The sequence below is a fragment of the Stenotrophomonas sp. YJH_SMC_8 genome, assembly GCF_059371315.1.
In genome coordinates this window covers 1-10,973 of the sequence record NZ_JCAFUL010000031.1, presented here as the reverse complement: position 1 = coordinate 10,973, position 10,973 = coordinate 1, and the positions used below count along the sequence as shown (strand labels likewise).

Genomic DNA, 10,973 nt, shown 5'->3' with positions numbered 1-10,973 from the left:
ACTCTACCAACCCGGAGCATGCAACTGACTGCCGGCACCGAGCGCGGAAACAGGCCGGACATGGGCCGGGTAGGACCCAGGCGGGTAGAGTCGACTGTCAGTCGACTATCGCGCGCAGCGCGGGGTTTTGCAGACGGCTGGAAGAGCAGTCGACTAACAGTCGACTCTACCAACCCGGAGCACCCGACCAACGTGGAGCACCCGACCAACCTGGCACGCGCAACCAACCCGGAGTACGCGACCAACCTGGAACGCGCGCCGCCTCAGCGCCCGCGAACCTCGAACGGCTGCTCCTGCCATTCCTCCACGCTGCCATCGCGCCCATGCAGGCGCAGGCCCAGCCAATGCCGTCCCGGCGACAGCGTGCTCGTGTCCAGTGAAGCATCGAAGCCCACCGCCGGATGCTGCGGGTCGGTGCTGTCCGACCAGGTCTGGCGCACGTCGAATGCGCGGCCATAGCGCGCATCCCCCATCGAGCGGCCATCGACCAGCACTTCAACCCGTGCCAGGCCGACACCATCCTTGAACGCCCATCCCTTGATGGCCAGCACGCCAGACACCTTTTCGCCGTTGGAAGGGGTATCCAGCCACGCCATTGCCGGAGTCACGCACGCCCCGGACGCGCGCTGCGCCGGCAGGCGGAACAGCAGGAACCGCTGGAAGCCATGGTCACTGCTGACCACCCGCGGCGCCGGCAACGGCCCCACCTGCTCGCAGATGGCGTGATAGCGCGCCAGCAGATCGCGGTAACGCTGATCGCTGGGTGAAAGCACCAGCAGCATCGGCGCCGAGCGCTTGCCTTCATGCAGCAGCCCCCACTGCGCCAGCTGCGCGGTGCGCCCATGCTTGTCGTTGAGCGGGTGCGGCAGCACTTCGATATCGCCGTTGCCGAGCTGGAAGCCCAGCTCGGCCCCCACCTTGAAGTTACCGGCCAGCACCCGCGTGCCCGCGGGCATCTGCTGCAACTCTTCGCGCACTGCCATCGCCAACGGCTGCCAGCCAGCGAAATTGCGCGGGTAGTGCTTGCTGCCCGCCAGCTGCTCACGCAACGCAGGCGTGGAGGCCATCAGGTAATAGCCGAATGCCAGCACCATGCCTGCGCCGGCCAGCCACCAGCCGGCGCGCCGCAGCCAGCGTGGCCAGCCGTTGAGCACCACCGGCACCGCCACCAGCAGGGCCAGGTAGCCCGGCAGCGGCCAATGGAAACTGATCCGCTCGACGTCGGTGAAGAAGCCCAGCAGGAAGATGCCCAGCGTGGATACGCCCCCGACCAGGCCGAAGTAGCGCCACTGCACGCGCGTGCCGCCGCCCCTGCGGGTACCGGCCAGCGCCACCTTCCACATCGCCATGCACAGGATCGGGGTCACCAGCATCGGCTGGATCACCAGGAACCACAGCCCGTTCCATTCGAACGTCCAGGGATGGCGCTCGACCACCTGGAACTTCAGGCCGGCGTCGTGGTTGTCCGCGTTCCATGCCAGCAACGGCAGCCACGCCAGCACGCCCACCGCCAGCGCGACCCATACGCGCGGATCGGCCAGCATGCGCCGCCCCTGCGGCAGCGCCAGCAACGCGATGAAGCCAACACCGATGACACCGATGAAACGGTAGTGACTGAGCGCACCGATCGACAGGCCCAGCGCAAGCTTCATCGCCGACGATGCATCAACGTTGTGCAGCAGCCGCGCACCGGCGTGCAGGCAGATCACCGCGGCCAGCGCCATGGGCACATCCGGCACCGCCAGCAGGCCCAGCGTCGCCGACAACGGCATCAACAGCGTGAGGCTGCCCGCCTGCCAACCAGCCACATTGCCGAACCAGCGCGTGGCCGTGCGTACCACCAGCAACGGCAGCAGCGCGCCGATGGCCAGGAACGGCAGGCGCAACGCGAGCACATGGTGGCCACCGATCTCCACCCCCAGGCGCGCCAGCCAAGCGGTCAGTCCGGGAAGGTCCGAATACGCAGCGGCCAGATGCTGGCCTTCCTGCCAGTAGAACGCCTCGTCAACGAACAGTGGCAGGCGCGCAGCCACCACCAGCTTGGCCGCTGTGACCAGCGTCCATAACCAGAGAAATATTGTCCGCGCGCGCTGTTCGCCTTGCATTGCTCTATGGATAATCGAATGGATTCCAGACCTGAGACGATCATGCCAGCCTCGTCCCCCAATCCCAGCATGCTAACCGATCAACTGCGCCAGGCCCTGCGGGAGGCACAGGATCAGGTAAACGCACTGGTGCTGGGCAAGGTGCCGGAGGTCAGGCTGGCCTTTGTCGCCCTGCTTTCCGGTGGTCATCTGTTGATCGAGGATCTGCCCGGCCTGGGCAAGACCACGCTGGCGCATGCGTTGGCCAGCAGCCTGGGCCTCAGCTTCCAACGCGTGCAGTTCACCTCCGACCTGCTGCCCGCCGATGTACTGGGCGTCTCGGTATACGAAGCCGGCAGCCGCCAGTTCCAGTTCCATCCAGGGCCGGTGTTCACCCACGTGCTGCTGGCCGATGAGATCAACCGCGCGCCGCCGCGCACGCAGAGCGCGCTGCTGGAGGCGATGGCCGAACAGCAGGTCACCCTGGATGGGCAGACCCACCCCCTGCCCGATCCGTTCTTCGTGATCGCCACGCAGAACCCGGTGGACCTGTCCGGTACCTTCCCGCTGCCGGATTCGCAGCTGGACCGTTTCCTGCTGCGACTGGCGATGGGCTACCCCAGCGCGCAGGCCGAACGCGAACTGCTGCGCGGCACCGACCGTCGTGACCTGATCGCACGTGCCGTACCGAAGCTGGATGACACCCAGGTACGCGCGCTGCGTGAAGCCGTCGGCCAGGTCCATGCCAGCGATGCACTGGTCGACTACGTGCAGGCCCTGCTGACCCGCAGCCGCCAGCACGCCGGCGTGCGCGTGGGCCTGTCACCGCGTGCCGGCCTTGCGCTGCTGCGCGCGGCCAGGGCGCATGCACTGCTGCTGGGCCGAGGCCACGTGGTGCCCGAGGACGTGCAGACCCTGTTCGTGGCGGTGGCCGGTCATCGCCTGGTGGCCGAAGCCGAGTCCAGCTCGGGTCCGGCACTGGCACGGGCCATCCTGCAGACCGTTGCGGTGGATTGAGGGTGGCCACACGCTGGGCACGACTGCAACTGCTGGCACGCCCGCGCAGGCCTGAAGCACTGCCGCAGCGCCTGGGCCGCCATCGCATCTACGTGCTGCCCACCCGCTTCGGCCTGTTCGTCGCCACGCTGCTGGCGGCAATGCTGCTGGGCGCACTGAACTACAACAACAACCCGGCATTGCTGCTGGCCCTGCTGCTGGCGGCAGCGGCGATCGCCAGCGCCATCGCCGCGCACCTGCAGCTGTCCGGCGTGCAGATCGATGCGATCTCCGCCGAACCGGTTCCGGCCGGACAACCGCTTCGCCTGCGCGTGGACCTGTCACTGCACGATCCGCGCGCACGCCACGGCCTGCACCTGCAGCTGGGTGACAGCGAAGCCTGGATGTCACTGCCTGCGCACGGCCGTGGCGAAGTGGAGCTGCAGGTCACCACCGAACGCCGCGGCTGGCTGGAACTGCCACGCATCCGCCTGTCCACCACCCAGCCACTGGGCCTGGTGCGGGCATGGTCGTGGGTGTGGCCGGAACAACCGCTGCTGGTCTATCCGCAACCCGAGGCGTTGGCCCCACCACTGCCGGAAAGTGGCACCGATCCGCTGCACACCCGCGCCCATGCCAGTGGCGAGGAGCTGCATCAGCTACGGCCCTATCGCGCGGGCGATGCACCACGCAGCATTTCGTGGAAGCACTCGGCACGCCGCGACAGCCTGCTGGTGCGCGAATACGAAAAGCCGGTCGGCATCGAAGTCATCCTCGACTGGCGCACGCTGGCCCCGCTGGGCCATGAAACACGCATTGCGCGATTGGCACGCTGGGTCGACATGGCCGAGCGCGAAGGCCGCCGCTACACCCTGCTGCTGCCTGCACACCAACCGTTCGGGCCCGGCCAGGGCGCCAGCCACCACCACCTGTGCCTGCGTGCACTGGCATTGATGCCGCATGACTGAGACCACGCCCGCGCTCGACCGCAATGCCCGCAACTGGACCCTGGCCAGCGCGGCACTGGCGCTGTTGCCGTTGCTGCTGCAGCTGCCGCCCCTGCTGGCCGGCGTGATCGCGGCCGCGGCGCTCGTGACTGCGGCCCTGTCGTGGCGGAAGGTGCTGCCCATGCCGGTGCGCCTGCTGCTGGTGCTGGCCATGCTCGGTGCCATCGTCTGGCAGATGGGGATGGTTCGACCCGGGCGCGATACCGGTTGCGCCCTGCTGGCAGCGATGCTGGCGATCAAATCCAGCGAACTGCGCAGCCGGCGCGATGCCCGCAGCCTGCTCGGCTTCGCGCTGTTTTCCCCGTTTGCGGCATTCCTGCTCGACCAGGGACCACTGACCACCGTACTGGCCGCATTGGCGGGGATCAGCGCGTTGCTCGCCCTGCAGCGCCTGGCCGGGGATGAGGGCCACGCCGGCCACCTGCCACTGCGAGGGCAGCTGCGCGGTGTTGGCCGCCTGCTGGCGATCGGCCTGCCACTGGCATTGGCCTGCTTCTGGCTGTTCCCGCGGTTGGCGACCCCGCTATGGGGCGTTCCCGAGCGTGCGGTCGGTACACCGGGGTTGTCCGACAGCATGGAACCCGGCCAGTGGCTGGACCTGATGGCCGACGATGCCCCGGCGCTGCGCGTGCAGTTCTTCGGTGCGGTACCCGAGCCGATGCAACGCTACTGGCGAGGGCCGGTACTGACCGCCTTCGATGGCCGGCGCTGGACACGTGACCGCGCCAGCGAGCGACGGCCGGCAGCCGCGGTCGAGGCCGGCGCGCAGGGCTGGGACTACCAGATCGACTACGAGCCCACCGACCGGCGCCAGCTGGTGGCACTGGACCTGCCCAGCCTCGCCCCTGCAGGCAGCACGCTGGATGCGGACATGAGCCTGAGCAGCGAGCGGCCACTGGCGTCGCTGAGCCGCTGGCGACTGCATTCGGCGCCACCTCAACGCTTCGACAGCACGCTGTCGCCCTATCTGCGACGGGCCGCGCTGCAGTTGCCCAGCGGCTTCAACCCGCGCACGGCCACACTGGCGCAGCAATGGCGGCAGGATGCCGGCGGTGATGACGAAGCCATCGTCCGCCGCGCGCTGCAATGGATCACCACCGATTTCTCCTACACGCTGCAGACGCCACCGGCGGGACGCGATCCGGTCGACGAGTTCCTGTTTGGCTACAAGGCTGGCTTCTGCGAACACTTCAGTTCCGCCTTCGTGGTACTGATGCGCAACGCCGGCATTCCGGCGCGGGTGGTGACCGGCTTTGCCGGTGGCACCTACAACCGCCTTGGCGACTACTGGATCGTGCGGCGGATGGACGCCCACGCCTGGGCCGAGGTATGGCTGCCGCAGCGCGGCTGGGTACGGGTCGACCCTACCGCCGCGGTGGCACCGGAACGCATCCTCGATACCCTCGACGACCGCCTGCAGGCAGGTACCGACAGCCCGCTGCAGCAACGCTGGCAGCAGCTGGGGCAGATGAGCGACTGGCTGCGCCGCGGCTGGAACGACCTGGTGCTCTCCTTCGATGCACGCCGCCAGCAGCAACTGCTCAAGCCGTTCGGGCTGGATGATCTGGGCCCCACGCAACTTGTCGCTGGCTTCGTGGTGGCAACGATGCTGGCCCTGGCGTGGATGGCCTGGCTTCTGGCCCGGGGTGAGCGCGAACGTGACCCGCTGCTGCGTGCCTGGCGCGGGCTGGGCCGGCGCTATGCCCGCCTCGGGCTGGGCCGGCAACCCCATGAAACCGCGCAGGACTGGGCACGGCGGGTCCATGCCCAACGTTCCGATCCCGCCCTGCTCGCACTCAGCCAGCGTTTCGCCGACGCGCGTTACGCTGGAACTTGCACCGACCTCGCTTCATTATTGCGGGACCTGCGCAGGCATCGCCCGACTTCCGGAGCCTCCCCATGAACACCAAGTTCCTCCTCACCGCTGTGGCCACGCTGGCCCTGTCGGCCTGCGCCACGGCCCCCAAGCCGCTGCAGGGACAGTTCAGCCTGGTCTCCCCGCGCGACTCGGTCGCCACCCAGCAGGTCGGCACGCCGGTCCGTTGGGGCGGTCGCATCATCGAAACCAAGCCCGGCCAGGGCGAGACCTGCTTCCAGATGATCTCGCGCCCGCTCAACGCCAGCGGCCGCCCGAACACCACCTCGTCCGACGCCAGCGACGGCCGCTTCATCGCCTGCCGCGCCGGCTTCTACGACCCGGCCGTGTTTGAGGCAGGCCGTGACGTGACCTTCATCGGCAAGATCGATGGCTACCAGAACACCCGCATCGGGGACTACGACTACCGTCTGCCGAAGCTGTCGGCCGATGTGATCTACCTGTGGCCGGAGCAGCGCCAGGTCGACGTGGTGCCCTACCCCTATGGTCCGTGGGGCCCGGGCCCGTATGGCCCGTATTGGGGCGGCTACGGCCGTTGGGGCTGGTGGTGATCGCCAACCGGCACGCGTGACGGAAAAGGCCGCCCTCGGGCGGCCTTTTTCATCCACGCATGGCGTGGATCTACAGCGGGGTACCCGTGGTACTCCTGCGTGGATAGGGGCTTCAACGCCCCGGCGTACCGAAATGCCCCAGCTGTGCACCCGCCAGCAGGTGCATGTGGATGTGGAACACGGTCTGCCCGGCATCCTCGCGGCAGTTCATCACGATGCGGTAGCCGTCCTGTGCGAATCCCTCGCGGCGCGCGTATTCGGCAGCGGCCAGCGCCAGCTTGCCGATCAGGTGTGCCTGCGAGGGCTGCAGGTCATCCAGGGTCGGGATGATCTCGTTCTTCGGAATGAACAGCACATGCACCGGCGCCTGCGGTGCGATGTCCTTGAAGCCCAGCACCTCGTCATCCTCGTAGACGATGGTGGCCGGGATCTCGCGACGGATGATCTTGCTGAAGAGGGTTTCAGTGCTCATGTTCGGCCTCGGCGGAAATGTCATCCGCATTGTAGGCCGGCCGCGCCGGGGGATGCCCGACCGGCGTTCAATCGCGGAATTCGCTGCGCGTTCCGAACGCGTGCGAGAGCGTGCCACGATCAACGTATTCGAGTTCACCGCCCAGTGGCAGGCCCTGCGCCAGGCGGCTCGGCTGCACCTTGCGCGCGCGCGCCAGCTGCGCCAGATAGTGCGCGGTGGCCTCGCCCTCGACGGTGGCACTGGTGGCGATGATCAGTTCCTGCACCTCGCCTCCGGCCAGGCGCTGCTCCAGCTGTTCCAGGCCCAGTTCGCGCGGGCCGATGCCATCGAGCGGCGACAGACGGCCCTGCAGCACGAAGTAGACGCCGCGGAAACCGGTGGCGTTCTCGATGGCCAGGCGATCGGCCGGCGATTCGACCACGCACAGCTGGCTGCGCTCGCGGCTGCCGTTGCCGCAGGTCGGGCACAACTCGGATTCGCTGAAATCGCGGCACTGCGCGCAGTGGCCGATGCGCTCCACCGCCAATGCCAGTGTCTCGGCCAGACGCTGGCCACCTTCGCGCTCGCGTTCGAGCAGGTGGTAGGCCATGCGCTGCGCAGTCTTCTGGCCGACGCCAGGCAGCACCCGCAACGCGTCGATCAATTGTTCAAGCAGGGGTGCGGACACGGCGGAATGCTTTCATGGCGTCGAGCAGGCTCGACGGCTACAGGTTCTGTGGCACCCGCTTGCACGGGTGCCACGCTGAAAATCAGAACGGCAGCTTCATGCCCGGCGGCAGCTGCATGCCGGCAGTGGCCGAGCCCATCTTCGACTTCGACTCGGCATCGATCTTGTTCGAGGCGTCATTGAAGGCAGCGGCGATCAGGTCTTCCAGCATCTCCGGGTCGCTGGCCAGCGACGGGTCGATGCGCACCTTGCGGCATTCCTTGGCGCCGGTCAGGGTCACGCTGACCATGCCGCCACCGGCGCTGCCGGTCACTTCGATCTTGGCGATTTCTTCCTGGGCCTTCTGCAGGTTTTCCTGCATCTTCTGGGCCTGCTGCATCAATTGGGCGATGTTTCCGCGCATGGTGTCTTACTCGTCAAAAGAACGGATGGAATCGGAAACAACCCGGGCGCCGTGCTGTTGGATCAGCACCTGCACTTCCGGGTCGTCCATGAAAACGGCCTCTGCTTCCTGCTGCCGTTCGCCACGCTGGCGGTCGGCGCGCTGGTGCAGGGTCTCGGCCGGAACGTGTTCGGTTTCCACGGTCTCGACCACGATCTTCGGCGCCTGGCCCAGGGCCTTCTCCAGCATCTCGCCCAGGGCGGCCAGCGCGCGCTCCGAGCGCAGGTATTCAAATCCGGGCGAAAGGCCCAGTTTCAAGGTCCCGTGCTGGCAACTGATGAAGGCAGCGTTCGCGGCCAACTGGCGCGACGGGCCGCTGAGGCCGCTGTTGGCGACCAGGTCCAGCCAGTCCTCGGCCGTGGCCAGGTCGCTGACACCGTTCTGCGGCGCGGTATCACGCGCCGGGGCCGGCTCGGCCGGCGCGATGACAATACCTTCAGTGCGGAACGGGCGCTCGGGCGGCGCAGGTTCGCTGGGGGCCACGACGCGAGCCGGCGGCTCGTGCCAGGGCGCGACCATGGCCGCCTCCGGGCCGGCCATCTCGGCCGCCAGTGCTGCGTCACGGGCCTCGGCTTCATCGGTGGCCCACGGCGGCAGATCGTCGCTCGTTTCAGCTTCAGCAGCCGGTGGCGGCACCTCTGCTTCGGCCTTTACCGGCGGCGGCGACACGGGCTCTTCCACCGGAACCGGCTCGGGCTCCGGCGCCGGGTCAGGTTCGGGTTGCGGGGCCGGCTCGGGTTCGGGGTCAGGTTCGCGCGGCGCAGCCTGGGACGGCGCGGCCGCCTGCGTCGCCGGGGCCGGGCCCGCCTGAGCGGCGGCAGCGGCCGGCGTCACTTCGTGGGTACCAGCGCCGCTGCCTCCACCGGCAACGCTGCCGCCTGCGGCACCTTCAACCGACTTCGGCACCGGCGGTACCGCGGCAGCCGGGCGGAATGCCAGCATCCGCAGCACGGCCATCTCGAAGCCCGCGCGCGGGCTCGGCGCCAGCGGCAGGTCGCGGCGGCCATTCAAGGCCATCTGGTACCAGAGCTGCACCACTTCCGGGCGCAGGCGCTCGGCGAATGCGCTGGCATCCAGGCCTTCGGCAACGGCCGCACCCGGTACCAGCTGCTGCACCTGGATGCGGTGCAGGCCTTCGGCCAGCGCTTCCAGCACACCACTCCAGTCCGGCGAGAATTCGGCCAGCGCGGCCACCACCTGCAGCAGGCGCGGGCCATCGCCCTCGGCCAGTGCATCCAGCATCGCGGCCACCTGGGTGCGGTCGACGGTGCCCAGCATCGTGCGCACCACGTCCTCGCGCAGTGCGCCGCCGGCATAGGCAATCGCCTGGTCCAGCAGCGACAGGCCGTCACGCAGGCTGCCATCAGCGGCCTTGGCCAGCTGCAAGATGGCGCTGCCGTCGGCCTCGATCTCTTCTGCCGCCAGGATGCGGGTCATCTGGCCCTGGATCTGGTCCTCATCCAGGCGCTTGAGGTTGAACTGCAGGCAGCGGCTGAGCACGGTGACCGGCAGCTTCTGCGGATCGGTGGTGGCCAGCAGGAACTTCACGTGCTCCGGCGGCTCTTCCAGCGTCTTCAGCAGCGCGTTGAACGCCGCCTTGGACAGCATGTGCACTTCGTCGATCAGGTAGACCTTGTACTTGCCACGCGAGGGCATGTACTGCGCGTTCTCGATCACCTCGCGCACGTCGTCCACGCCGGTGTTGGACGCGGCGTCGATTTCCAGCAGGTCGATGTAGCGTCCGGCGTCGATGTCCAGGCAGGCCGCGCACTGGCCACACGGGTCGGCGCTGGTGCCCTGCTCGCAGTTCAGCGACTTGGCGAAAATGCGCGCGATGGTGGTCTTGCCCACGCCGCGGGTACCGGTGAACAGGAACGCGTGGTGGACCCGGCCGCTGTCGAGCGCGTTGCTGAGCGCACGGACCACGTGTTCCTGGCCCACCAGCTCGGCAAAACGCTTCGGACGCCACTTGCGGGCAAGGACGAGATAGGACATCAGGCCACCGTTTTCCATCGGATGTTCCATTGTGCCATGCCTGTCCAGCCCCCTCGCCTCCGGCACGCCCTTCGCAGGTTCCTGGCCGGGGTGCTTGTGAAGTGCCGCGCAGCCCGCTAGAATCTGCGCCCCTGCTGAGGCGTTTGCCGATGGCAGGGATCCGGAGAGGTGTCCGAGTGGTTGAAGGAGCACGCCTGGAAAGTGTGTAAGCGTCTAAACCGCGCTTCGGGGGTTCGAATCCCCCTCTCTCCGCCAGATAAATGAAGAAGCCGCCCTCTGGGCGGCTTTTTTATTTGGCTGGCGGAGAGCATCGGGCGAGAGAAGCCCTGCCGGGGTTCGACGGTTCTGCAGGAGCAGAACCGGACCGCCGAAGGCGGGTCCCGGGGCGCAGCGCGCACCGGGATCGGGTGCATGGATGCACCCGACAATCCCCCTCTCTCCGCCAGATAACTGAAAAAGGCTGCCTGAAAGGGCAGCCGTTTTCAGTTATCTGGCGCGGGACGCGAAGTGCGCTGCGCGCGCTTCGCCCCAAACGTTGCTGCGCAACGATTGGGCCCCTCCCTTTGCCTGCCTCTCCCCGCCCCTGTCGGGGCAGCCCCTCAACAGAGGGGCTCGTTCCTCCAGATACGTGGCATGCACCGATGCACGACCACCCGATGCGCCGGGATCGGGTGCATGGATGCACCCGACAATCCCCTCTCTACGGGGCGCCCCTGAACAGAGGTGCGTGTTCCCCAATTCCGTCAGTAGCAACTGTCTTGTCAGGGGCAGCCGAGGGCCACCTCGGCGTCTCGCTTACGGGCGTTGAGGATCACCAGCATTTTGCGCATGACCGCCACGAGCGCCACCTTGCTTGCTTTGCCCTTGGCCTTCAGGCCAGCGT

Annotated in this window: 9 protein-coding genes, 1 tRNA gene and 1 pseudogene; 5 read left to right on the top strand and 6 right to left on the bottom strand. The window is 67.8% G+C overall.

Features of this window, described 5'->3' with window-relative positions; translation table 11 throughout:
- Positions 1–263: 263 nt before the first annotated feature.
- On the bottom strand, positions 264–2,105 hold the full coding sequence (locus AC5P88_RS20500) for a glycosyltransferase family 39 protein (RefSeq protein WP_495225891.1): 1,842 nt from the start codon (positions 2,103–2,105) through the stop codon (positions 264–266).
- 42 nt (positions 2,106–2,147) lie between these two features.
- On the opposite strand from AC5P88_RS20500, the gene AC5P88_RS20495 reads away from it, so the two are divergent.
- The 4 genes from AC5P88_RS20495 to AC5P88_RS20480 are packed head-to-tail and all read left to right on the top strand — an operon-like array spanning position 2,148 to position 6,514.
- Positions 2,148–3,101 (top strand): AAA family ATPase, encoded by a 954-nt coding sequence (locus tag AC5P88_RS20495; RefSeq protein WP_111204530.1) that lies wholly within the window; start codon positions 2,148–2,150, stop codon positions 3,099–3,101.
- Positions 3,102–3,103: 2 nt separating this feature from the next.
- Positions 3,104–4,048 carry a DUF58 domain-containing protein gene (locus tag AC5P88_RS20490; protein WP_495225890.1) on the top strand — a complete coding sequence of 315 codons (945 nt, stop codon included), beginning with the start codon at positions 3,104–3,106 and terminating at the stop codon, positions 4,046–4,048.
- Complete coding sequence (locus AC5P88_RS20485) at positions 4,041–5,990, top strand: transglutaminase TgpA family protein (protein ID WP_106550296.1); 1,950 nt, start codon at positions 4,041–4,043, stop codon at positions 5,988–5,990. The genes AC5P88_RS20490 and AC5P88_RS20485 overlap by 8 nt, the downstream gene beginning before the upstream one ends.
- Positions 5,987–6,514 (top strand): Slp family lipoprotein, encoded by a 528-nt coding sequence (locus tag AC5P88_RS20480; RefSeq protein ID WP_008265847.1) that lies wholly within the window; start codon positions 5,987–5,989, stop codon positions 6,512–6,514. Before AC5P88_RS20485 ends, AC5P88_RS20480 begins: the two co-directional genes overlap by 4 nt.
- 112 nt (positions 6,515–6,626) lie before the next feature.
- On the opposite strand, the gene AC5P88_RS20475 is transcribed toward AC5P88_RS20480, so the two are convergent.
- The 4 genes from AC5P88_RS20475 to dnaX all read right to left on the bottom strand — a co-directional run bounded on the left by AC5P88_RS20475 (position 6,627) and on the right by dnaX (position 10,108).
- Positions 6,627–6,986 (bottom strand): histidine triad nucleotide-binding protein, encoded by a 360-nt coding sequence (locus tag AC5P88_RS20475; RefSeq protein ID WP_049430202.1) that lies wholly within the window; start codon positions 6,984–6,986, stop codon positions 6,627–6,629.
- A gap of 67 nt (positions 6,987–7,053) precedes the next feature.
- Positions 7,054–7,653 (bottom strand): recombination mediator RecR, encoded by a 600-nt coding sequence (recR, locus tag AC5P88_RS20470; protein WP_495225889.1) that lies wholly within the window; start codon positions 7,651–7,653, stop codon positions 7,054–7,056.
- Between the two features lie 82 nt (positions 7,654–7,735).
- The gene (locus AC5P88_RS20465; RefSeq protein WP_004154630.1) at positions 7,736–8,056 is read right to left on the bottom strand and encodes a YbaB/EbfC family nucleoid-associated protein; all 321 of its coding nucleotides are present in this window, start codon (positions 8,054–8,056) and stop codon (positions 7,736–7,738) included.
- A gap of 6 nt (positions 8,057–8,062) precedes the next feature.
- Complete coding sequence (dnaX, locus tag AC5P88_RS20460) at positions 8,063–10,108, bottom strand: DNA polymerase III subunit gamma/tau (protein ID WP_495225888.1); 2,046 nt, start codon at positions 10,106–10,108, stop codon at positions 8,063–8,065.
- A gap of 144 nt (positions 10,109–10,252) precedes the next feature.
- On the opposite strand from dnaX, the gene AC5P88_RS20455 reads away from it, so the two are divergent.
- Positions 10,253–10,345, top strand: a tRNA-Ser gene (locus tag AC5P88_RS20455).
- Positions 10,346–10,851: 506 nt separating this feature from the next.
- Here AC5P88_RS20455 and AC5P88_RS20450 read toward each other — a convergent pair.
- A pseudogene (locus tag AC5P88_RS20450) lies at positions 10,852–10,973 on the bottom strand (IS110 family transposase); the annotation flags it as partial.

Excerpts from the sequence above, each read along its gene's own strand:
- AC5P88_RS20480 (WP_008265847.1), top strand. The coding sequence starts at position 5,987 with ATGAACACCAAGTTCCTCCTCACCGCTGTGGCCACGCTGGCCCTGTCG.
- AC5P88_RS20500 (WP_495225891.1), bottom strand. The coding sequence starts at position 2,105 with ATGCAAGGCGAACAGCGCGCGCGGACAATATTTCTCTGGTTATGGACG.
- AC5P88_RS20485 (WP_106550296.1), top strand. The coding sequence starts at position 4,041 with ATGACTGAGACCACGCCCGCGCTCGACCGCAATGCCCGCAACTGGACC.
- AC5P88_RS20465 (WP_004154630.1), bottom strand. The coding sequence starts at position 8,056 with ATGCGCGGAAACATCGCCCAATTGATGCAGCAGGCCCAGAAGATGCAG.
- dnaX (WP_495225888.1), bottom strand. The coding sequence starts at position 10,108 with ATGGAAAACGGTGGCCTGATGTCCTATCTCGTCCTTGCCCGCAAGTGG.
- AC5P88_RS20475 (WP_049430202.1), bottom strand. The coding sequence starts at position 6,986 with ATGAGCACTGAAACCCTCTTCAGCAAGATCATCCGTCGCGAGATCCCG.
- AC5P88_RS20495 (WP_111204530.1), top strand. The coding sequence starts at position 2,148 with ATGCCAGCCTCGTCCCCCAATCCCAGCATGCTAACCGATCAACTGCGC.